The sequence below is a fragment of the Pseudarthrobacter sp. 1G09 genome, from assembly GCF_050038305.1.
GTDB lineage: Bacteria > Actinomycetota > Actinomycetes > Actinomycetales > Micrococcaceae > Arthrobacter > Arthrobacter equi.
Genome location: NZ_CP188306.1, coordinates 2,569,372 through 2,592,431, shown reverse-complemented (window position 1 = coordinate 2,592,431; position 23,060 = coordinate 2,569,372). Strand labels below are relative to the sequence as shown.

15 protein-coding genes, 2 tRNA genes and 1 riboswitch are annotated in these 23,060 nt (G+C 65.5%); of the genes, 13 read left to right on the top strand and 4 right to left on the bottom strand.

From position 1 onward, the window contains the following. Window positions 1-32 precede the first annotated feature (32 nt). A tRNA-Gly gene (locus ACP3TD_RS11885) sits at window positions 33-106 on the bottom strand. Window positions 107-236: 130 nt separating this feature from the next. Here ACP3TD_RS11885 and ACP3TD_RS11880 point away from each other — a divergent pair. From ACP3TD_RS11880 to ACP3TD_RS11855, 6 genes are all read left to right on the top strand, one after another. Next, window positions 237-311, top strand: a tRNA-Pro gene (locus ACP3TD_RS11880). Between the two features lie 82 nt (window positions 312-393). Next, complete coding sequence (gene tig, locus ACP3TD_RS11875; RefSeq protein ID WP_426763128.1) at window positions 394-1,788, top strand: trigger factor; 1,395 nt, start codon at window positions 394-396, stop codon at window positions 1,786-1,788. A gap of 234 nt (window positions 1,789-2,022) precedes the next feature. Continuing rightward, window positions 2,023-2,643 carry an ATP-dependent Clp protease proteolytic subunit gene (locus tag ACP3TD_RS11870; RefSeq protein WP_015937344.1) on the top strand — a complete coding sequence of 207 codons (621 nt, stop codon included), beginning with the start codon at window positions 2,023-2,025 and terminating at the stop codon, window positions 2,641-2,643. Window positions 2,644-2,683: 40 nt separating this feature from the next. Then, window positions 2,684-3,343 (top strand): ATP-dependent Clp protease proteolytic subunit, encoded by a 660-nt coding sequence (locus tag ACP3TD_RS11865; RefSeq protein ID WP_015937343.1) that lies wholly within the window; start codon window positions 2,684-2,686, stop codon window positions 3,341-3,343. A gap of 177 nt (window positions 3,344-3,520) precedes the next feature. Further along, window positions 3,521-4,801 carry an ATP-dependent Clp protease ATP-binding subunit ClpX gene (clpX, locus tag ACP3TD_RS11860; RefSeq protein WP_056079756.1) on the top strand — a complete coding sequence of 427 codons (1,281 nt, stop codon included), beginning with the start codon at window positions 3,521-3,523 and terminating at the stop codon, window positions 4,799-4,801. A gap of 73 nt (window positions 4,802-4,874) precedes the next feature. Then, window positions 4,875-5,489 carry a DsbA family protein gene (locus ACP3TD_RS11855; RefSeq protein WP_426763126.1) on the top strand — a complete coding sequence of 205 codons (615 nt, stop codon included), beginning with the start codon at window positions 4,875-4,877 and terminating at the stop codon, window positions 5,487-5,489. A gap of 346 nt (window positions 5,490-5,835) precedes the next feature. Here ACP3TD_RS11855 and valS read toward each other — a convergent pair whose 3' ends face one another. Then, on the bottom strand, window positions 5,836-8,454 hold the full coding sequence (valS, locus tag ACP3TD_RS11850; RefSeq protein ID WP_426763125.1) for a valine--tRNA ligase: 2,619 nt from the start codon (window positions 8,452-8,454) through the stop codon (window positions 5,836-5,838). A 150-nt stretch (window positions 8,455-8,604) separates the two neighbouring features. Here valS and ACP3TD_RS11845 point away from each other — a divergent pair, with 150 nt between their 5' ends. Continuing rightward, on the top strand, window positions 8,605-9,366 hold the full coding sequence (locus ACP3TD_RS11845; protein ID WP_426763124.1) for an SDR family oxidoreductase: 762 nt from the start codon (window positions 8,605-8,607) through the stop codon (window positions 9,364-9,366). 46 nt (window positions 9,367-9,412) lie between these two features. Here the strand turns inward: ACP3TD_RS11845 and ACP3TD_RS11840 are convergent, their stop codons facing one another. Then, window positions 9,413-10,456, bottom strand: coding sequence for an endonuclease/exonuclease/phosphatase family protein (locus ACP3TD_RS11840; RefSeq protein WP_426763123.1), 1,044 nt, complete (start codon window positions 10,454-10,456; stop codon window positions 9,413-9,415). 379 nt (window positions 10,457-10,835) lie between these two features. Between ACP3TD_RS11840 and ileS the strand changes: the two genes are divergently transcribed. The 4 genes from ileS to ndk are packed head-to-tail and all read left to right on the top strand — an operon-like array spanning window position 10,836 to window position 16,466. Continuing rightward, window positions 10,836-14,177 (top strand): isoleucine--tRNA ligase, encoded by a 3,342-nt coding sequence (gene ileS / locus ACP3TD_RS11835; protein WP_426763122.1) that lies wholly within the window; start codon window positions 10,836-10,838, stop codon window positions 14,175-14,177. Between the two features lie 3 nt (window positions 14,178-14,180). Further along, window positions 14,181-15,539, top strand: a complete 1,359-nt coding sequence (locus tag ACP3TD_RS11830) for a bifunctional folylpolyglutamate synthase/dihydrofolate synthase (RefSeq protein WP_426763120.1) — start codon at window positions 14,181-14,183, stop codon at window positions 15,537-15,539. A 3-nt stretch (window positions 15,540-15,542) separates the two neighbouring features. After that, entirely contained in the window at window positions 15,543-16,001 is a 459-nt protein-coding gene (locus ACP3TD_RS11825) for a DUF4233 domain-containing protein (RefSeq protein ID WP_091720754.1), read from the top strand. Between the two features lie 51 nt (window positions 16,002-16,052). Next, window positions 16,053-16,466, top strand: coding sequence for a nucleoside-diphosphate kinase (gene ndk / locus ACP3TD_RS11820; protein ID WP_056079733.1), 414 nt, complete (start codon window positions 16,053-16,055; stop codon window positions 16,464-16,466). A gap of 100 nt (window positions 16,467-16,566) precedes the next feature. Here the strand turns inward: ndk and ACP3TD_RS11815 are convergent, their stop codons facing one another. Continuing rightward, entirely contained in the window at window positions 16,567-17,238 is a 672-nt protein-coding gene (locus ACP3TD_RS11815; protein WP_426763118.1) for a vitamin K epoxide reductase family protein, read from the bottom strand. A gap of 439 nt (window positions 17,239-17,677) precedes the next feature. On the opposite strand from ACP3TD_RS11815, the gene ACP3TD_RS11810 reads away from it, so the two are divergent. Together ACP3TD_RS11810 and thiD are read left to right on the top strand one after the other, a co-directional pair. Beyond that, window positions 17,678-21,103, top strand: a complete 3,426-nt coding sequence (locus ACP3TD_RS11810; RefSeq protein WP_426763117.1) for an Rne/Rng family ribonuclease — start codon at window positions 17,678-17,680, stop codon at window positions 21,101-21,103. A gap of 143 nt (window positions 21,104-21,246) precedes the next feature. Then, a riboswitch (TPP riboswitch) is annotated at window positions 21,247-21,345 on the top strand. Window positions 21,346-21,354: 9 nt separating this feature from the next. Further along, the gene (gene thiD, locus ACP3TD_RS11805; RefSeq protein WP_426767216.1) at window positions 21,355-22,884 is read left to right on the top strand and encodes a bifunctional hydroxymethylpyrimidine kinase/phosphomethylpyrimidine kinase; all 1,530 of its coding nucleotides are present in this window, start codon (window positions 21,355-21,357) and stop codon (window positions 22,882-22,884) included. The last annotated feature ends 176 nt before the right edge of the window (window positions 22,885-23,060 follow it).

Genomic DNA, 23,060 nt, shown 5'->3' with positions numbered 1-23,060 from the left:
CTAAGGCCCCTCCGAGGAGGGGCCTTGCTGTTTGGAGGGGACGACGGGAATCGAACCCGCGTAATCAGTTTGGAAGACTGAGGCTTTACCATTAAGCTACGTCCCCGAAGGAAGCTCCGTTTTCGCGGAATCTTCGGGCTGGCTGTTCAAGCCGGATACAACTAAACCTAATCCATGGCCCACGTGTCAAATGTGCATTCGCGACGCGTATCACCGTAGACTTGCCTGTGCACTTACGGGGTGTAGCTCAGCTTGGCTAGAGCGCCTGCTTTGGGAGCAGGAAGTCGCAGGTTCAAATCCTGTCACCCCGACTCTGCGGCCCGGCCACTCGGATCGGGCAGGAACATTGCGTTTCGCAGAGACCCATCCCACAATCCCAGGAGTACTTAGACCGTGAAGAGCGCTGTCGAGAACCTCACCCCCACGCGGGTCAAGCTCAACGTTGAGGTTCCCTTTGAGGAACTGAAGCCCAGCATCGACTCGGCTTACAAGACCGTAGCTTCACAGATCCAGGTCCCTGGGTTCCGTAAGGGCAAGGTCCCCGCAAAGCTCATCGACCAGCGCGTCGGCCGCGGCTACGTCCTCGAAACCGCCATCAACGATGGCCTCAACGGCTGGTACCAGGCTGCCGTGCAGGAATCAGGCATCCGGCCGCTGAGCCGTCCCGAGGTTGAGATCACCGAGGTTCCGGACCCGTCCGCCACCGACGGCGGCCTGAAGTTCGCTGCCGAGGTTGACGTCCGTCCCGAGATCGAGCTGCCCGACTACGCCGGCATCAAGGTTGAGGTTGCCGCCGCCGAGTCCTCCGACGAAGACGTTGACAAGGCCCTGGACGAACTCCGCGGCCGCTTCGGCACGCTGAAGTCAGTTGACCGCCCGGCCGCCGATGGCGACTTCCTCACCATCGACATCACCGCCACGATCGACGGCGAAGAGGTCGACTCCGCTGCAGGCCTGTCCTACCAGGTTGGCGCCGGCACCATGCTTGAGGGCATGGACGAGGCCGTTACCGGCCTCAGCGTGGACGAGGATGCCATCTTCGACACCACCCTGGTGGGCGGCGACCACGCCGGCGAAGCCGCACAGGTGAAGGTTGCCGTCAAGGCCGTCAAGGAGCGCGAGCTTCCAGAGGCCAACGACGACTTCGCCCAGCTGGCTTCCGAGTTCGACACCCTCGCCGAACTGCGCGAAGACCTGGCCAAGCAGGCAGCTGAGTCCAAGGTTGTGGAGCAGGGCGTCGAGGCCCGCGACAAGGTCCTGGACAAGCTCGTTGAGCTGGTCGAGGTCCCCGTGCCGGACAGCGTTGTCGAAGAGCAGCTCGAGGCCCACTTCAAGGAAGGCAACGGCCACGGCGAAGGCGAGCACGACACCGAGGAGCACCGCGAGGAAGTGCGCGCGAACACCGCCCGCGCTTTCCAGAACGAGATCATCCTCGACGCCATCGCCGAGAAGGAAGAAGTCGACGTCAGCCAGAACGAGCTGATCGACTACATCGTCACCACGGCCAGCCAGTACGGCATGGACCCCAACCAGTTCGCCCAGATCATTGATCAGAGCGGCCAGGTCCCCATGATGGTTTCCGAGGTCCGCCGCCGCAAGGCACTGGCAGTTGTGCTGGGCCGGGCCACGGTTACCGACTCCGAAGGCAACACCGTTGACCTGAGCGACTTCGTCCGCCCCGGCGGCGAAGAGGAAGCTCCGGCTGCCGAGGTCACCGAGGCTGACGCCGCAGAGGGCGAAGCCACTGAGGTTCCTGCCGAGGACGACAAGGCCGAAGCCAAGGCATAGCCTCCACGCAGGCATAGACGAACGGCCCCCGGATCTTCTGATCCGGGGGCCGTTCGCGTTGAAACCCCGCGGCTGGGCGCCGGGCGCCGGCATCGTGCGCCGTCAGCGAACAGCCGCAGGGGCGCGAACAAAATGTCGGCGAAACCGGTTAGTGTCCAAGTAGTGATTTTCAGTGATGTCACCGTCACCAGCGAGAGGTAAGTAAACATGTCACAGCACCAAGAGGCCCCCCGGATGGCGACCGTCGATCCCGCAGCCCAGGACAACTACATTTACAACCGACTCCTGAAGGAGCGCATCATCTGGCTCGGGTCGGAGGTGCGTGACGACAACGCCAACGCCATCTGCTCGCAGCTGCTGCTCCTCTCCGCCGAGAACCCGGAAAAGGACATCTACCTTTACATCAACTCTCCCGGCGGATCGGTGACGGCCGGCATGGCCATCTACGACACCATGCAGTTCATCCCCAACGACGTCGTCACCGTGGCTACCGGCCTTGCCGCTTCAATGGGTCAGTTCCTCCTCTCCTCCGGCACCAAGGGCAAGCGCTACGCGACCCCCAACGCCCGCGTCCTGATGCACCAGCCCTCGGGCGGCATCGGCGGCACTGCCTCTGACATCAAGATCCAGGCTGAGCTCATCCTGCACATGAAGAAGGTCATGGCAGAGCTGACCGCCGACCAGACCGGCCAGACCGTTGAGACCATCCTCAAGGACAACGACCGCGACAAGTGGTTCACGGCCGCCGAAGCGCTCGAGTACGGCTTCTTCGACAAGATCGCCGCGCACGCGGGCTCCGTCTCCGGCGGCGGCGGAACCTCCAACGGCTCCGGCCAGTCGTCCTCCGAGAACTAATTCCCGGCTACCAGAACCCTTTCGATCAGGAGCAATAACTATGAACTACAACTTCGGGTGGTCTGCCGGTAATCTTCCGTCCAGCCGCTACGTCCTGCCGCAGTTCGAGGAACGCACACCTTACGGCTTCAAGCGCCAGGACCCGTACACCAAGCTCTTCGAGGACCGCATCATCTTCCTCGGCGTACAGGTGGACGACGCCTCGGCCGATGACATCATGGCCCAGCTGCTGGTGCTCGAGTCCACTGACCCGGACCGCGACATCACCCTGTACATCAACTCGCCGGGTGGTTCGTTCACGGCAATGACTGCCATCTACGACACCATGCAGTACATCCGCCCCGAGATCCAGACGGTGTGCCTGGGCCAGGCCGCCAGCGCCGCAGCCGTCCTGCTCGCTGCAGGTACCCCGGGCAAGCGCCTGGCACTGCCCAACGCCCGCGTCCTGATCCACCAGCCGGCCCTGTCCGGCGGCCAGGGCGGACAGGCATCGGACCTCGAGATCCAGGCAGCCGAAGTGATGCGCATGCGCTCCTGGCTCGAGGACACCCTCGCCCACCACTCCGGCCGGACGTCCGAGCAGGTCAACAACGACATCGAGCGCGACAAGATCCTGACCGCGGCAGAGGCACAGTCCTACGGCCTGATCGACCAGGTTCTGGATTCACGCAAGATCAAACCTCAGGCAATTACGAGGTAGCAGTACCCAAAAAGGCCGGCGGGGCCAGTTCATTTTGGCCCCGCCGGCCTTTTCCTTCCACCCTTGGGAGCCAATGTGACCTAGAGTGGAAGTTGTCACAAACCGGCCCGCACGGTCCGGGGAAGATTCCAGCAACGGTGCAAGCTGCGCGGCAGCAGGATACTAAGGGGTTCACATATGGCTCGGATTGGCGAGAGCACGGATCTGCTGAAGTGCTCTTTCTGCGGAAAGAGCCAGAAGCAGGTGCGGAAGCTCATTGCCGGGCCCGGTGTCTACATCTGCGATGAGTGCATCGAACTGTGCAACGAAATCATCGAAGAGGAACTCGCCGAGGTGGCGGACCTCGGCAGCTTTGAACTGCCCAAGCCGCGGGAGATCTTCGACTTCCTGCAGGAATACGTTATTGGCCAGGAACCGGCCAAACGCTCCCTTGCCGTCGCGGTCTACAACCACTACAAACGCATCCAGGCCGGCCACGCGCCGAAGTCCGGGAACCTCGGCGACGGCGGCCACCACGACGACGTCGAGATCGCCAAGTCGAACATCCTGCTGATCGGCCCCACGGGCTGCGGAAAAACCTACCTCGCCCAGACGCTGGCACGCCGCCTCAACGTGCCGTTTGCCGTCGCCGACGCCACCGCGCTGACCGAGGCCGGGTATGTGGGCGAAGACGTCGAAAACATCCTCCTGAAGCTCATCCAGGCCGCGGACTACGACGTCAAGAAGGCCGAGCAGGGCATCATCTACATCGACGAGATCGACAAGATCTCGCGGAAGAGCGAAAACCCGTCGATTACCCGCGATGTTTCCGGTGAAGGCGTGCAGCAGGCGCTCCTGAAGATCCTCGAAGGCACTGTTGCCTCGGTACCGCCGCAGGGCGGACGCAAGCACCCGCACCAGGAATTCATCCAGATTGACACCACCAATGTCCTGTTCATCGTGGCGGGTGCGTTCGCCGGACTTGAAGAGATCATCGGGTCCCGGTCCGGCCGCAAGGGGATCGGCTTCGGTGCACCCCTGAACGACGCGAGCAAGAAGGTGGACTCCTACGGCGAAGTGATGCCGGAGGACCTGCTCAAATTCGGCCTGATCCCCGAGTTCATTGGCCGTCTCCCGGTCATCACCACGGTTTCCAACCTGGACCGGGACGCCCTGATCCAGATCCTGTCCACGCCCAAGAACGCACTGGTGAAGCAGTACCAGAAGATGTTCCAGATTGACGGAGTGGAGCTGGTCTTCGACGACGGCGCCCTGGATGCGATCGCCGACCAAGCCCTGGAACGCGGCACCGGCGCCCGTGGCCTGCGTGCCATCCTCGAGGAAGTCCTGCTTCCGGTGATGTTCGATCTTCCCAGCCGGGAAGACGTGGCCAGCGTGGTCATCACCGAGGATGTCGTTCTCCGCGGCGCCGAGCCCACCATGATCCCGCACGTAACCAAGCGGCGGAAGTCCGCCTGAGCCTCGTTGCCCGCAACACCCCCGTCAGTGGTGGCTGCCGCCTGCGCAGCCACCCCTACCTGAAGGATTAGCCATGACTGAAACCGCCAAGAACCGGGCCGACTTCTGGTTTGATCCGCTGTGCCCGTTCGCCTGGATCACCTCACGCTGGATCGGCGAGGTGGAAGGTGTTCGCGACATCGAAACCGTCTGGCACGTCATGAGCCTGGCAGTCCTCAACGAAGGACGCGACCTCGACCCCGAGTACCGCAAGTCCATGGACAACGCGTGGGGCATGGTCCGTGTGATCATCGCCGCCCAGCAGGAACACGGCGACGCCACCGTCAAGGCTCTCTACGATGCCATGGGCACCCTGATCCACGAGGGCGGCGAGAAGGACCGTACCGTCGTGATCACCAAGGCCCTGGCCGAGTGCGGGCTTCCCGCCTCCCTGGCAGAGGCTGCGGAATCTGACGCCTACGATGCCAAGCTTCGGGCCAGCCACGAAGAAGGCATCTCCCTCGTGGGCCAGGACGTCGGCACGCCCGTGGTCGCCTTCAACGGAACGGCATTCTTCGGACCGGTCCTCACCCGCATCCCGCGCGGTGAAGTGGCCGGCAAGCTGTGGGATGCCACCACTGCCATTGCCTCCTACCCGCATTTCTTCGAGCTGAAGCGCAGCCGTACCGAACGCCCCGAATTCGGCTGAGCCGGCGCGCGGCTGCCGCCGCAGAAGACTTCAAGGGCCCCGTAAGAACTACTCCCATGTAGTTCTTCCGGGGCCCTTGTGCTCGCCTGCGCACAGGATCAAAATAGTTCTTACCAACTTCGAAAGAAGGGGGACGCAGGAACCAAAGATCCAGTGAAATGTATTCGACGCAGCCTTTGGCGAAGCCGGATACGAGCTACCAGTGACGAGGTAGGAAGACCTGGAAATCCCCGGATCCTGCCAGACCATCAAGTTCGTCACGAGATGGCCGAAAAAGTCGAAGCCCCACCAACGGCAAAACGCTGATGGGGCTTCCCCTTTGCCCTGAAACAGGGCGGGCACCGGACTAGACGGCCGCTGTCTCCTCAGGGGCAGCCAGGGTCACGTCACTAACGGTCAGTTCCCCTTCGCCCACCACCAGGGTGATCTCCCGGGCGTTGGACGCTGCCTTAAGGTCGGACAGGCCGGCCTTCAGCTGGGTGGTCAGAGCCTCCGAGGCGCTGATGGTGGCAGAGAGGACTTCGGTCCGCTGCTTCACCTTTGCCTCGGACTTTGCCTTGCGGACACCACTCAGGGCGTTACCGACGGTGGCGAGCATGGTGGTGTCGCCATCCACTTCGACGCCGGCCGGCCACGCGGCGCGGTGCACCGAGCCCGTGCGCCACCAGCCCCAGACTTCCTCGGTGGCAAACGGCAGGAACGGCGCGAACAGGCGCAGCAGAGTATCCAGCGTGGTGGCCAGGGCCGCCAGCACCGATGCCTGCTCCGCTTCGCCGGCCGCGCCGTAGGCACGGTCCTTGATGAGCTCCACGTAGTCGTCCGTGAACTGCCAGAAGAACGTTTCGGTCAGCTGCAGGGCCCGGGCGTAGTCGTAGTTATCGAATGCCTTCGTGGCCTGGGCAACGACGTCGGACAGTTGGGCCAGCAGGGCACGGTCCAGCTTGTTGGTCAGCACCGAAAGATCGCCGGACACCACAGAGTTCTCGGTGGCACCAAGGTTCAGCACGAACTTTGAGGCGTTCAGGAGCTTGATGGCCAGGCGGCGGCCGATCTTCATCTGGGCGATCTCGTACGCGGTGTCGGCTCCCAGGCGGGCCGAGGCCGCCCAGTAGCGGACGGCGTCCGAGCCGTACTCGTTGAGGACATCCGTGGGCACCACCACGTTGCCCTTGGACTTGGACATCTTCTTGCGGTCCGGGTCCAGGATCCAGCCGGAGATGGCTGCGTGCTTCCAGGGTGCGGTCTTCTGCAGTGCATCGGCACGGACAGCGGAGGAGAAGAGCCAGGTGCGGATGATGTCGTGGCCCTGCGGGCGGAGGTCGAACGGGAAGACCTTGTCGAACAGGGTCTCGTCCCGGCTCCAGCCGCCCACGATCTGCGGGGTCAGTGAGGACGTGGCCCAGGTATCCAGGACGTCCGCGTCGCCGGTGAAGCCGTTGGGCTGGTCACGCAGGGATTCCTCGAAGCCCGGGGCTGCGTCCGCTGCGGGGTCCACCGGCAGCATGTCATCGGAGGGCAGGATGGGGTTGTCGTAGTCCGGGTTGCCCTGGGCGTCCAGCGGGTACCAGACGGGGATGGGCACGCCGAAGAAGCGCTGGCGGGATACCAGCCAGTCACCGTTCAGGCCGGCAATCCAGTTTTCGTAGCGGGAGCGCATGAAGGCCGGGTGGAAGTTGATCTCCTGGCCCCTGGCGATCAGGCGTTCGCGGCGCTCTTCGTCGCGGCCGCCGTTGCGGATGTACCACTGGCGTGAGGTCACGACTTCCAGCGGCTTGTCGCCCTTTTCGAAGAAGTTCACCGGGTGCGTGATCTTTTTCGGTTCGCCGTCCAGCAGGCCCGCAGCCCCGAGCAGTTCCACCACGGCTTCCTTGGCGGAGAACGCCGTCTTGCCGGCGATCGCAGCGTAGGCTTCCTTGCCGGCTTCTGTGGTGATCCAGTCCGGGGTTTCGGCGATGATGCGGCCGTCGCGGCCCATGATGGCGCGGGTGGGCAGCTGGAGTTCACGCCACCAGGTGACGTCGGTGAGGTCGCCGAAGGTACACACCATGGCGATGCCCGAGCCCTTGTCAGCCTTGGCCAGCGGGTGGGGCCTGACTTCGAGCTCGACGTCGAAGAGGGGAGACCGCACGGTCTTGCCGAACAGCGGCTGGTAACGCTCGTCGTCGGGGTTTGCCACCAGTGCGGCACACGCGGCCAGGAGCTCCGGGCGGGTGGTCTCGATGAAGATCTTGTCGCCGGCTTCGGTAAAGAAGGGGTAGCGGTAGTAGGCGCCGGGAACCTCGCGGTCTTCCAGTTCGGCCTGGGCAACGGCAGTACGGAACGTGACATCCCACAGGGTGGGTGCCTCGGCCATGTAGGCGTCCCCGGCGGCCAGGTTGGCAAGGAACGCACGCTGGGATACGGCGCGGGAGGTGTCATCGATGGTGCGGTAGGTCAGGTTCCAGTCGACGGACAGGCCGAGGGTCTGGAACAGGTTTTCGAAGACCTTCTCGTCCTCGACGGCCAGTTCCTCGCACAGTTCGATGAAGTTCTGGCGCGACACGACGTCGAAGTCGCGCTGGTTCTTGGCAGGCTGCGCCGGCGGCCGGTAGTCGGCGTTGTACGGGATGGCGGGATCGCAGCGCACACCGTAGTAGTTCTGCACCCTGCGTTCGGTGGGCAGCCCGTTGTCGTCCCAGCCCATGGGGTAGAAGACGTTCTTGCCGGTCATCCGCATGTACCGCGCCTGGACGTCGGTCTGCGTGAAGGAGAACATGTGGCCCACGTGCAGCGAGCCCGACGCCGTCGGCGGGGGAGTGTCGATCGAGTAGACCTGCTCCCGGGTGGTGTCCGGGTTGAACCTGTAGGTTCCTTCATCCAGCCAGCGCCGGGTCAGGGCGGCCTCAAGGCCTTCCAGTGCCGGCTTGTCGGGAACGTTGATGGGGGCGGTGGTGGGCGTGTCTGTACCCTGTTTGTCTTCAGCCATTGGGCAATTCTTTCATGCTCCGTTCAATCCCGGAGAAACACCTGTGGCCAAGGCGGCATCCCGCCTCAGGATCCGGCCCTCGGGATGCCCTCTTGACGCTGTGTAACGCGCGGTCCCCCTGATGCGGGCACCTCCCGTTAGGGTGGTGCCATGACTGACGATTCGCAGCACAGCAAGGCAGCCCTGGTGACCGGCGCAAGCACCGGTATTGGTGAAGCGACGGTGCGCGCACTGCGGACCGAAGGCTGGACGGTGTACGCCGTAGCCCGCCGCGAAGACCGCCTCGCGTCCCTGGCAGCCGAGACCGGCGCCGTCGCCCTTCCCGCTGACATTGCCGAGGACGACGACGTGTCCCGGCTGGTGGAAAAGGTCACCGCTGCCGGTGGTATCGACACGCTCATCAACATTGCCGGCGGTGCCCGCGGCGCGGACCGGGTAGCGGAAGCCAGCACCGAGGACTGGGAGTGGATGTACCGGATCAACGTGCTGGGCACCATGAAACTGACCCGTGCCTTCCTGCCCATGCTCCGTGCCAATGGCGAGGGAACGGTGCTGAACCTGACCTCCACTGCCGCGATTGCAGCCTACGAAGGCGGAGGCGGCTACAACGCGGCCAAGTTCGCCCAGCACGCCCTCACCAATGCGCTCCGGCTGGAGGAAGTGGAGAACAACGTCCGGGTGATCGAAGTGGCGCCCGGCCTGGTGCAGACCGAGGAATTCGCGCTCAACCGCCTGGGCAGCGCGGAGGCCGCGGATAAGGTCTACGAAGGCGTGGAGAAGCCGCTGACCGCGGCGGACGTTGCCGACGTCGTCCGGTACGCCGTCAGCGTCCCGCATCACGTCAACCTGGACGAAATAGTCATCCGGCCGGTTGCCCAGGCCGCCAACCACAAGCTGATCCGCAAGGGCTGAGCCGGCGGGCAGGCCAGTGGCGTTGCCTCGCAGCGTTCCTGGGTTCTCAGGCGGCCGGAACCGCGACCGTTGCGAAGATGGCCGCGTGGTCGGTGCCGGGAACCCTGTGGACCTGGTAGCCATGGCTGCCGACCCGGGGACTTGTCACCACATGGTCGATGGCGATGCCGGGCAGCCGCGTGCCATCCATGGGCCACGTAGGAAGGAGCCTGGACCCGGAGGCGGCAGCCACGTCCACCAGGCCCTCCTCTCCGGCCCGGAGGAGGTTCCGGAACTCCGCATGGTCGTAGGTGGCGTTGAAGTCACCCATCAACAGCCTGTGGCCGGGCCGTTCTGCCAACCTGGACAAGGCATTGAGGTCGCTCCGCCATTGACCCACCCGGGAGTCCACCGGGGGCAGGGTGTGGACGTTGGTCAGTTCCAGCACGGCACTGGCACCAGCTCCGCTTCCGGTGGCCGTGAGCTTGACCGTCGGCATCAGGAACGGGGTGTCCGGCAGCACACCCACCGCCTCCAGCGGATGGCTGGAGTAAACGGCGCTGCCGGAGCCGTCATCCGTGGGTTGGCTGATCCTGTGGGGGAGCAGTGCGTCCAGGCCTTCGGCGGCCAGCCGTGCCTGGAGATCCTGTGAGTGTTCCTGGATGGCGAGGAGCGCTACCTTCTTCTCCCTCACCAGCCGGACAATGGTGGCGGCGTCAGCCCGGCCATACTGGGAATTGATGCTCATGACGTTCAGCTCCACCGTGGCCGGTGGCTGCTGCTCCGCTGGCGACGCCGCCGGCGCTGCGGCAGCGGCGGGGGAGGGGCGGGAAACGTCCAGGGGAAAGAGCCAGAAAAGCTGGCACACCATGAGCGCAGCCGTCCCCAGCCGCAGCCACCTCCGTCCTCCGAACAATGACAGCACCAGGGCCACGCCCGCAGGGACCGCCAGCCATGGCGTGAAGGCCAACAGCTGGACCACCAGGACCGGCCACTCCGCGCCGACAGCCCGGAACACGGACATCACCAGCACCGGCACTGCGGCCAGGAGCGATAACCACCTGCAGACTATGGAGAGGCGCGAGGGGACCCGCCGGCCGGAAGCAGTCATGGAAGTGAGTCTAGGCACTGCAGGCGCCCGAACCCGCGGCTGACCGGTGCGCCGCCATGGGCCAGCCCCGGGGAATGGAAATGCAGGCGGACCCGATAGTAGACTCATCAGAGGCTACGACCCGGCAATCACCGGTGAGCTTCCGGAAGAACGCACCACCCGCCGCTCGCGGGGCGTGCCAGTAGAACCGGACGGGTAAGCCCGTTACAGCAGTAATGAGAGGCCGGGGCAGCACCGTTCCTGTGGAACACACTGCGCCGGTAAGTGAGGTGGTACCGCGGTAAGCGTGCAGTCCTTGGACCGCACAGCAAGCCGTCCTCGCATCCCGGAAAGTGTCCGGCAACTGCCGGTTCGCCCAGCTCAACCCAGGATGTCGAGAATGACGTATTATCCCAAGGCCTCAGCCTCCACCAGCGGCGGCCCGTCCGACGGCCGTGCAGGCGTTTCCGCCTCCGTGAAGTTTCCGGAGATCGAAGAGCGCATCCTGAAGTATTGGGACCGGGACGGCACCTTCCAGGCCAGTATCGACCAGCGCAGCGCCGACCTGCCCGGCGGTGAGCCCGGCAGCAATGAATTCGTGTTCTACGACGGTCCGCCGTTCGCCAACGGCCTCCCGCACTACGGCCACCTGCTGACCGGCTACGCCAAGGACCTGGTGGGCCGGTTCCAGACCCAGCGCGGCAAGCGCGTTGAGCGGCGGTTCGGCTGGGACACCCATGGCCTCCCTGCAGAACTTGAAGCCATGAAGCAGCTGGGCATGACCGACAAAACCCAGATCGAAGCCATGGGCATCGACAAATTCAACGACGCCTGCCGCGCTTCAGTGATGAAGTACGCCGACGAATGGCGCGCGTATGTCACCCGCCAGGCGCGCTGGGTGGACTTCGACAACGACTACAAGACGCTCAACGTCGAGTACATGGAGTCCGTCCTCTGGGCCTTCAAGCAGCTCCACGAGAAGGGCCTCACCTACAACGGCTACCGCGTCCTGCCCTACTGCTGGAAGGACGAGACACCGCTGTCCAACCACGAGCTGCGCATGGACGACGACGTCTACAAGAACCGCCAGGACCAGACCGTCACGGTCACGTTCCCCATCCTCGCGGGTGATTCGGAACTCTCCCGGCAGCTGGCAGGGGTACAGGCCCTCGCCTGGACCACCACCCCCTGGACCCTTCCCACCAACGCCGCGCTCGCCGTCGGGCCTTCCATCACCTACGCCGTGCTGCCCGCCGGACCCAACGGCATCAAAGCTGCATCCGCCGATGCTCCTGTGACGGGCACCTTCCTCCTCGCTGCCGACCTCATCGCCGCCTACGCCAAGGACCTCGGCTACGACGGAGTCGAAGACGCGGAAGCGGCAGTGGTGTCCACCCACACCGGTACCGACCTTGAGGGGCTGCAGTACCAGCGGCTCTGGGACGACTTCAGCGATAACGAAAAGTACGGCATGGAGAACGCCTGGCGCTTCCTCGTGGCCGACTACGTGACCACCACTGACGGCACCGGCATCGTCCACCAGGCTCCCGCCTATGGTGAAGACGACCAGAAGGTGTGTGAGGAAGCCGGCATCCCCGTGGTCCTCTCCGTCGACGAAGGCGCAAAGTTCCTGCCGCTGTTCAAGCACGGCGACCTCCACGACATCGCCGGCCTGCAGGTCTTCGAGGCCAACAAGCCCATCACCCAGGTGCTCCGGGCGCAGGGGCGCCTGGTCCGCCAGGCCAGCTACGAGCACAGCTACCCGCACTGCTGGCGCTGCCGCAACCCGCTGATCTACCGTGCGGTGTCCTCCTGGTACGTGGAGGTCACCAAGTTCAAGGACCGCATGTCCGAGCTGAACCAGGAGATCAACTGGATCCCCGGGAACGTCAAGGACGGCCAGTTCGGCAAATGGCTGGCAAATGCCCGTGACTGGTCCATCAGCCGCAACCGATACTGGGGCAGCCCCATCCCGGTGTGGCAGTCCAGCGACCCGGAGTACCCGCGCACCGACGTCTACGGCTCCCTCGCGGAGATCGAAGCGGACTTCGGCCGCCTGCCCTTGAACAAGGACGGCCAGGTTGACCTGCACCGCCCGTTCATCGACGAACTGACCCGGCCCAACCCGGACGATCCCCGCACCCCGGAAGAGGGACAGTCCGTGATGCGGCGCGTGGAGGACGTCCTGGACGTCTGGTTCGATTCCGGCTCCATGCCGTACGGCCAGGTCCACTACCCGTTCGAAAACGAAGCCTGGTTCGACACCCACAACCCCGCGGACTTCATCGTGGAGTACATCGGGCAGACGCGCGGCTGGTTCTACATGCTGCACATCCTGTCCACCGCGCTGTTCGACCGGCCGGCGTTCCGGAACGTCATCAGCCACGGCATCGTGCTGGGCTCCGACGGGCAGAAAATGTCCAAGAGCCTCCGGAACTACCCGGACGTGTCCGAAGTGCTGGACCGTGACGGCTCCGACGCCATGCGCTGGTTCCTCATGTCCAGCCCCATCCTGCGCGGCGGCAACCTGATCGTCACCGAGCAGGGCATCCGCGACGGCGTCCGCCAGGTCATCCTGCCGCTGTGGAACGTGTACAGCTTCTTCACGCTGTACACCAATGCGGCCAATGGCGGCTCCGGATACGACGCCAGGCTCCGCTACGACGGCTACGCCGACACCATGGACCAGTACCTCCTGGCCAACACCGGAGACCTGGTCCGCACCATGACGGAGCGGCTGGACGACTACGACATCTCCGGCGCCTGCGACGCGCTGCGCAGCTACCTGGACATGCTCACCAACTGGTACGTCCGCCGCAGCCGCCAGCGGTTCTTCGACGAGGACCAGGACGCTTTCGATGCCCTGTTCACTGCCCTGGAGGCCGTGTCACGTGCCGCTGCTTCGCTCCTGCCGCTGGTCACCGAGGAAATCTGGCGCGGCCTGACCGGTGGCCGTTCCGTGCACCTGGCCGACTGGCCGGACGCAAACCTCTTCCCCGCCAACCCGGACCTCGTTGACGCCATGGACAAGGTGCAGCAGATTTGCTCCACCGGATCCTCGCTCCGCAAGGCCGCCAACCTGCGTGTCCGCCTGCCCCTGCAGGAACTGACCGTGGTGGCACCCGGTGCGGACGCGCTGGAAGGCTTCGCCGCCGTCGTCGCGGACGAACTGAACATCCGCTCCGTCCGCCTCCTCGACGCCGCCACTGCCTCCCCGGAGGAGTTCGGCATCCAGCAGAAGCTGGTGGTCAACGCCCGCGCCGCAGGGCCCCGCCTTGGCAAGAACGTCCAGCTGGCCATCAAGGGCTCCAAGTCCGGGGACTGGTCTGTGGATGACTCGGGCGTTGTCACCGCCGGGGGCCTGCAGCTCGAGCCGCAGGAATACACCCTCGAGACGGTGGTTGCAGAGTCCGACGGCGGTGCTGCCGCCTCCACTGCGTCTTCTGCTGTCGCAGTCCTCCCCGGCGGCGGCTTCGTCGTCCTGAACACCGAGGTCACCCCCGAGCTGGAAGCGGAAGGCCTGGCCCGCGACATGGTCCGCGCCATCCAGCAGGCCCGCAAGGACGCCGGTCTCAACGTCAGCGACCGTATCCGGACCACTGTTACCGCCGCGCAGAACGTCGTGGAGGCCCTGCAGGCCAACGCGGACCTGGTCAAGGGAGAGACTCTGACGGTAGACCTGACGGCCGAACCGGCAGACGTGCCCGAGCCCGCCGTCGTCGTAGAAAAAGTGGAGGCCTAAGGCATGACTGACGAATTTTCCGTGGAAAGCGTCTACGCCGAGCTGCTGGGGCGTGCGCCGGAAAACAAGATGGAGCCCCGGCTCGCCCCGCTGTTCCGCGCCATGGATGTGCTCGGCGAACCCAACAAGGCGTTCCCGATCATCCACGTGACCGGAACCAACGGCAAAACGTCCACGTCCCGCATGATCGAGTCCGTGCTGCGGGCCCAGGGACTGAGCACCGGGCGCTACACCAGCCCGCACCTGTCCAAGGTCACGGAACGGATCAGCATTGACGGGCACCCGCTCTCCGACGAAACATTCGTTCGGATCTGGGACGAGATCCGTCCCTACCTGCAGATCGTGGATGCCGAGCTGGAGGCGGAAGGGCAGCCCCGCCTGACGTACTTCGAATGCCTGACCATCCTGGGCTTCGCTGTTTTCGCCGACCAGCCCGTCAACGTGGCCATCATCGAAGTGGGCCTGGGAGGCATCACCGACGCCACCAACGTGGGCGACGGACAGGTATCGGTGATCACCCCGATCTCGCTGGACCACACGGACCTGCTGGGGGACACCACCGAGGATATCGCGCACGAAAAAGCCGGCATCATCAAGCCCGGGGGCTTCCTGGTCAGCGCCGCGCAGCCCCTGGACGCCGCGCAGGTCCTGCTGGAAAAAGCCAAGGACGTTGGCGTGCCGTTCCGCTTCGAGGGCGTGGAGTTTGGCGTCGAATCCCGCACCGTTGCCGTGGGGGGCCAGATGGTCACCATCCAGGGCATCGCCGGGCGCTACCCGGACCTGCTGGTCCCGCTCCATGGCGCGCACCAGGCGCAGAACGCAGCCGTGGCCGTGGCGGCCCTGGAGGCGTTCTTCGGCGGCGAAAAGGAACTGCCCTTCGACGTCCTGCAGGAAGGCTTCGCCGCCGCAACCTCGCCCGGCAGGCTGGAGGTGGTGCGGTCTGCACCCACCATCATCGTGGACGCTGCCCACAACCCGGACGGCATCAAGGCTTCGGCCGCGGCCCTGAAGGAGGCCTTTACCTTCTCCCGGCTGGTCCCCGTGGTGGGCGTGCTCAAGGAGAAGGACGCGGAGGAGATCCTCCGTGGACTCAAGGAATCCCTGGGAGACGTGGCGGAGGAGTACTGCTTTACGCAGTCCAATTCGCCGCGGGCCGTGCCGGCCGCCGAACTGGCCGAGCTGGCCATTGACCTTGGCTTCGGCGAGGACAACGTGCATATTGAAGAAAAGCTCGACGACGCCCTGGAATGGGCAGTGGAACGGGCTGAAGCGAACGACGACCTCTCCGGCGGTGTGCTGGTCACGGGCTCCATCACCCTTGTGGCCGAGGCCCGCATCCTGCTCGGAAAGACGGAGGCGTAATCCATGGCCAGGCTGACCAAGGCCCAGCGCGAATGGCGCCCGGGCATGCCGAAGAAGCGGCGCTCCACCAAGGTCATGTTCGCCTCGACGGTCCTCCTGCTGGAGGCGTTCGTCATGTTTTTTGCCACCCTGGCCGTGTTCGGCCTGCGCCGCGGCGAGTTCCCGCCGGCGCTGATCCTGGGCGTCGGGATAGCCCTGAGCGTGGTCATGGTGCTGGCCTGTGCGTTCCTCCGCAAGCCCTGGGGCATCGGACTGGGCTGGGTGCTGCAGGTGGTGCTGATCCTCACCGGCATCTTCGAACCTGCCATGTTCCTGGTGGGCGTACTGTTCGCCATCTGCTGGTGGTACGGCATCCGTACGGGAATCAGGCTGGACCGCGAGGCCGGGCAACGCGAACGTGAGCAGGCCGCGTGGGAAGCAGCCAACCCGGACCAGCCTGCCGGGTCCGGTCCGGCCCAGTAGGGCAGCCCCCGTAGACTTGACCCGAAACCCCACCAACGCATTGGAGCAGTTGTGACCACTGAGCGCACCCTCGTCCTGATCAAGCCCGACGGCGTCGCCCGTAACCTCACCGGCGCCATCCTGGCCCGGATCGAAGCCAAGGGCTACGCCCTGGCCGAACTCAAAAAGGTGAACGCCACCCGCGAGCTGCTCGAGCAGCACTACGAAGAGCACGTGGGCAAGCCGTTCTACGAGCCGCTGGTGGAGTTCATGCTCAGCGGCCCCGTGGTTGCCGCGATCTTCGAAGGCCACCGCGTCATCGAAGGCTTCCGTTCACTGGCAGGCACCACCGATCCCACCACCGCGGCTCCGGGCACCATCCGCGGCGACTTCGGCCGCGACTGGGGACTGAAGGTGCAGCAGAACCTGGTGCACGGCTCAGACTCCACGGACTCCGCTGAGCGCGAGATCAAGATCTGGTTCTAGGACGCGCCCTCCGCACCGCCATAGTGGTGCGGACCAACAGATAAGGCCAATGTTCTTCCTGAACATTGGCCTTATCTGTTGCTTCGTGGGGTGTGGGCGGCTAGAACCCTGACGTGCCGGCGAACACCTGGATGAAGGCGAAGAAGATACTGGCAATCACGCCCACGTAGATCAGCGCCACGATGATCCAGCCGGAATCACCCACGACGCGGGCGGCGCCCGGCGGGACGGGAATGACTCCGGCCGAGATGTTGCGGATGGTGGTCCAGACAAAGAGCGGGATCATCGCGGCCCAGACGATCATGCAGAACGGGCACAGGACGTGAATCTCATACAGGGCCTGGGACCACAGCCACACCACGAAGATGAAACCGAGGGTAACGCCGGTCTGCAGCCCGATCCAGTACCAGCGGGCAAACGTGGCGCCGGACAACAGAGCCATGCCCACGGTGATGATGACGCCGAACGCCACGATCCCGATGAACATGTTGGGGAAGCCGAAGAGTGAGCTCTGCCATGTCTTCATCACTTCGCCGCAGGAGATAAACGGGTTTACATCGCACACGGTGGTGTGGTTGGGATCCTGCAGCACCGCGAGCTTTTCCAGGACCAGGGTTCCGGAAGCGAGCCAGCCGATAATTCCGGTAATCACCAGGAGCCAGCCGAAGGGCCGGTTCCGGGCCATGATCGGCGTATTAGCCGCCGGGGCACTGTCCGGGGTGGTGGTCCGCTCCTGGGCTGGCGTGCCGCTGACGGGGGAGATGCTGGGCATTGGTATGGCGTCCTTTTCGTCCGGTGCTCCTGAGCCTGATTGTAACGCCGGCGGCTGGACGCAACGCCCAGGAAACAGAAAGCACCCGGCACCTTCCCACGTGATTTACCCCGCGTGTGAGAGAATGAACGTGGCTGGAAGCCGAACCACATTCGGTCTCCGGTCCGGTGGTTTGTTCCCAAGACCGCCAATGACGAGCAGGGCAGGCTTCGGATTGTTCCGACACTCCCGCAATCTCCATTGGACGGCACCTGGTTGTGGCATGTAGAACAACGGGTTTCAGAACTTTCCACTGGCTCCTACGGGCTGCCGCACCCCAATGCCGGTGCGAACCTGGGAGCATCCACTTGACTTCTGTCAGCGCCTGCGGGTTTTGACAATATGTGCCCCAATGGGTGCCGGATGTGGCGGTACGTCAGGGGCAGGAGTGTTGCCACAGATGAACAATGAAACTGAGCTTTCCGTTAACGAAGTTGAACCGGCTGTGGAAGCCGCGGCCGAACCCAAAAAGGCTCCCCGGACCCGACGCAAGGCTGCGCCGAAGGCAGATGACGCCGTAGCCGCAGCCTCCGCCGCTGAGCTGGCCCCGGACGATGCCCCAGCCGCCGTTGCGTCGGCCGGCAATGAGGATGCTCCCGCAGCCCCGGCCAAAACCGCCGCGCGCCGGCCCCGGGCCAAGAAGAAGGCAGACGCCGCCGAGCCGCTGCCGGCCTTCGCCACCGATGCAGACTCCACCGAATCCGGTGCGGCCGCTGACGCTGCCCCCGCCGAAGAATCGACTGCGGCCAGCGAAGTACCTGTGGAACCCACCGAGACCAAGCCGGTCCGCCGCCGCCGCGTTGCCACGAGGAAAGCTGCTCCTGCGGGCGACCCTGCAGAAACGCCGGCCCCTGCCCAGGAAGTGCCCGTCCCCGCTGCCTCGCTGGACGCTGAAACGGCGGACCAGGGCACCGTTGCCCGGGAGACGGCCGTAGAGGCAGCAGCAGAGGACCCCGCAGAACAGGAACCTACCGCCGGCGAAACCGCAGCCGAGGCCGCGCCGGAGCAGGCCCCCGGCACAGCAGCTGCCGCTGCAGCAGAAGAATCCGCGGCGACGCCGGCCGACGCCGCCGAAGGCACCGCGGCTGGCGAGGAACCTGGCGCGTTTGCCTCCCTGTTCCTTGAGCCCGGCTCGCCCACTTCCGTGCTTTTCCAGGCGCCGGACCTGAGCACCGTTGTCCGCCCCGCAACGCCCGCCGCAGCGGAACAGGTCGAGGACGAAGACGACGCCGAGGACAACGATTCCGAGGAATCCTCCGGCCGCCGCCGGCGCCGCAGCCGTGGCCGCCGGGGGCGCAGCCGGCTCGACGGGCGCGACGACTCCGGAACCGAAGGCTCCGAGGCGGATGACGCCGCCGACGAATCGGACGAGGAAGAAGCCGGTCCGGCCGAGGACGGCGTGACGTCCCGCCGTCGCCGCCGCCGCCGCCGTGGCGACCAGGACCTTGAACTGACGGGCGGGGGAGACGACGACCCGCCCAACACGGTCACCCGGGTCCGCGCCCCGCGTGCCGTGAGCGAACCCGCAGTGAACAACCGCGTCACGTCCGTCAAGGGTTCCACCCGCCTGGAAGCCAAGAAGCAGCGCCGCCGCGAATCACGCGATACCGGCCGCCGCCGTACCGTCATCACCGAAGCCGAGTTCCTGGCGCGCCGGGAATCGGTGGACCGGCAGATGATCGTCCGCCAGCGCGACGACAGAATCCAGATCGCCGTTCTCGAAGACGGCGTCCTGGCCGAGCACTTCGTGTCCAAGACCCAGCAGGACTCGCTGATTGGCAACGTGTACCTGGGCAAGGTCCAGAACGTCCTGCCGTCCATGGAAGCTGCCTTCGTGGACATCGGCCGCGGCCGCAACGCCGTCCTGTACGCCGGCGAGGTGAACTGGGAAGCCGTTAACCTTGAGGGCAAGCAACGCCGCATCGAGAACGCACTGAAGTCCGGCGACACCGTCCTGGTCCAGGTGACCAAGGACCCGGTGGGCCACAAGGGCGCACGCCTGACCAGCCAAATCTCCCTGCCCGGCCGCTACCTCGTCTACGTGCCCGGCGGCTCCATGACCGGCATCTCGCGGAAGCTGCCCGACGTCGAACGCAACCGCCTGAAGCGGATCCTCAAGGACCGCCTCCCGGAGCACGCCGGCGTGATTGTGCGGACAGCCGCGGAGGGTGCGTCCGAGGAAGAGCTGACGCACGACATCAACCGGCTCCGTGCCCAGTGGGAGGGCATCGAAAGCCAGTCGAAGTCCACCAAGATCCTCGCCCCGGAGCTGCTCTACGGCGAACCTGACCTCACCATCAAGGTGGTCCGCGACGTCTTCAACGAGGACTTCTCCAAGCTGATCGTCTCCGGCGAGGAAGCCTGGGACACCATCGAGGCGTACGTCACCTACGTCGCCCCGGACCTGGTGGGCCGCCTCGAGAAGTGGACCAAGGACCAGGACATCTTCAGTGCCTGGCGGATCGATGAGCAGATCCACAAGGCCCTGGAACGGAAGGTCTTCCTGCCCTCCGGCGGCTCGCTGGTGATTGACCGGACCGAAGCCATGACCGTGGTGGACGTCAACACCGGCAAGTTCACCGGCAGCGGCGGCAACCTGGAAGAGACAGTCACCAAGAACAACCTGGAAGCCGCAGAGGAAGTAGTACGCCAGCTCCGCCTCCGCGACATCGGCGGCATCATCGTCATCGACTTCATCGACATGGTCCTCGAGTCCAACCGGGATCTTGTCCTGCGGCGGATGGTGGAGTGCCTGGGCCGCGACCGCACCAAGCACCAGGTTGCCGAGGTCACCTCACTGGGCCTGGTCCAGATGACCCGCAAGCGCATGGGCACGGGGCTCCTTGAGGTCTTTGGCGAGCAGTGCGAGGCCTGCGCTGGCCGCGGCGTCGTCACCCATGACGACCCCGTAGAGCATCGCCGTGCCAACATCGTGGCAGCCGAGCAGCACGTCCACCGCTCAGACAACCGCTCCGATTCCCGCCCTAACGGCAACCGAAACGAGGGCAACCGAAGCGAGGGCCAGCGCAGTGAAGGCCAGCGCAATGAGGGCCAGCGCACCGACGCCAACCAGGAAGGTACCCGCGGCGAACGCAAGCGCCGCCGTGGACGTGGCGGCCAGCCGGTCGAACCGGCACCCGCACCCGCAACCGTCGCTGCCCACTCCGTCCAGCCGGACCCGCACGAGGCCGAACGCCATGCCAAGGCTGAAGCCACCAGGCTGGCCCTGGCCAACATTGCCGCTGCTGCCCACGCTGCACACCTGCACGATGACGAGGTAGCGGCCCGGCAGGCCCCCGTCCAGCAGGACGCGGGCGCAACGGAGAAGCACGACGACGGGACGCCGGCGCGCCCGGCAGCTGTCCTGACGTTCGGCGGCGAGAAGGTGGCACTGCCCTTCGTTGAGCACGCAGACGAGCACCAGGCCTCACCTGCGCTGTCGCTTGACCGGCTGGCCGAAGCGTTTGCCCACCTGGGCCAGCCGGCTTCGCCTGTTGGCAGCCAGTCACAGGAGTCCGGCACGGCCCAGGCCGCGCCGGCCACGCCCGAACCGGCGGAGGCAGCGGTTGCGGCACCCCAGCAGCCCGTTGCGGCTGCCGTCCCCGACCTGTCCCGGCAGCGCCGTCCGAGGCGTAACCGGAGTGCAAGCAGGGCGCAGGGCGCAGCCAACGAGACCTCCGTGGAACACCATGAGAATGTCCCGTCGGCCAGCGAAGGCCACTCCCATGCCGCCAAGGCGCCCCAGCCTGCCGCGCCGGTAGAACCGACAGCCAAAGCGGATGCGCCCATCATCCTTGGCGTAGGGGTTCCTGCTTCCGAGCTCTGACCCGACCCATTAACGGCAGATGCCCGGCCCTCCACTCCTGTGGTGGGGCCGGGCATCTGCCGTTAATGGGGGAACGGTCCTCGGCAGCGCACTTAACAGGTGCAGTCACCTTTCGGTTGACTGCCGTCCAGCGGCTAGGCTGGGGAACTGACACGGGGTGCCGCGCACCAGGCCCGGCTGAGATCCACACCCGTTGAACCTGTCCGGTTAGTACCGGCGAAGGGATGTCTCTTTTGTCTTCGACCCTTGCCATGCCTGCAGCCACCCCGCTCCCGAATCCCTCCGCAACCGTAATGCCGGCTGCCGGACGGGACGTGCCCCGGGTCCTTGCCATCGCGGGCTCGGACCCTTCCGGAGGGGCCGGCATCCAGGCGGACCTCAAAAGCATCGCGGCCCACGGCGGTTACGGCATGGCCGCCATCACTGCCCTCACGGCCCAGAACACCCGCGGGGTGAACGCCGTCCATGTTCCTCCGGCATCCTTTTTGGCACAGCAGCTGGCGGCCATCAGCGACGACATCCACGTGGACGCCGTCAAGATCGGCATGCTGGGCGACGCCGAGGTGATCGCCGCCGTGCGCACCTGGCTGGAGAAGGTGCGCCCCGCCGTCGTGGTCCTGGACCCGGTCATGGTTGCCACCAGCGGAGACCGGCTATTGCAGGAGAGCGCCGAAGCTGCCCTCCGCAACCTGGTGCCGCTGGCCCACCTGGTCACCCCCAACCTGGCCGAGCTGGCCATGCTCCTGGAAGAGGACGTACAGGACACGTGGGAGGCAGCCCTGGAACAAGGCAGGCGGCTTTCTGATGCCACCGGTGCTGCCGTGCTGGTCAAGGGCGGCCACCTGCAGGGCAGCAGCTGCCCGGACGCCTTGGTTGGTCCGGCCGGCATGCTGTCCGCGGACGTCGTCGAAATCCCGGGGGAGCGGGTGGCAACGCGCAACAGCCACGGCACAGGCTGTTCCCTGTCCTCCGCCATGGCCACGGTCCAGGCGCAGGTAGGCGACTGGGAAGTGGCTCTAAGGGAAGTGAAGCGCTGGCTTGCGGGGGCACTGGCGGCATCTGCCGTGCTGGAGGTGGGAACCGGTAACGGGCCCGTCCACCATTTCCACCACCTCCGCCAGCCGCTGCGGCCTGGCGAGTTCACGGCGCAGCTGGGGAAAGTTGCCGACGCCCACCTTGAGTCGATCTACGCCCTGGACTTCATCCAGGCCCTGGCCACGGGGACACTTCCGGAAAGCCAGTTCGCGTATTACCTCGCGCAGGATGCCATTTACCTGAACGGGTATTCGCGCGTCCTCGCCCGGGCCAGCGCGCTGGCTTCCACGGAAGCCGAGCAGCTGTTCTGGGCGGCGTCGGCCCAGCAGTGCCTCGAAGTGGAGTCGGAACTGCACCGGTCCTGGCTCAGCACCCGCACTGTCCGTCCCGAACTGGGGCCCGTCACCAAGGCCTACGTGGACCACCTGACCGCCGCTTCGGCGTCGGGCAGCTATGCAGTCCTGGCAGCAGCTGTCCTGCCGTGCTTCTGGCTGTACGCGGACGCCGGGAAGACGCTCCGTGCCCGGTTCCTCGCCGACGGGGAACCGGCAGGCCACCCCTACGCCGGCTGGCTCCGCACCTATGCCGACGAGGATTTCGCGGAGGCAACGCGCCGGGCCATCGCCGTGGTGGACGAAGCCGCACGCAAGGCCTCCGATGACGAGCGGCACGCCATGGTGACCGCCTTCGGGCAGTCCTGCCGGCTGGAAGTGGAGTTCTTCGACGCGCCGCGGCTCCACGCCTGAACCTGCCCGGGCCGTGCTGCCGGTACTATGGTGTGGCACGGCCCCGGTGGCGGACGATGTCTGTGGTTCCTATCACAGCCGACCCGCCGGAGCCAGCCTCATTTGCGGCCGGAGACGGAATTAGCGTATTCTGGATCTTCGGTGCTTACGCCAACACTTGGGTTATGACCCCGGGA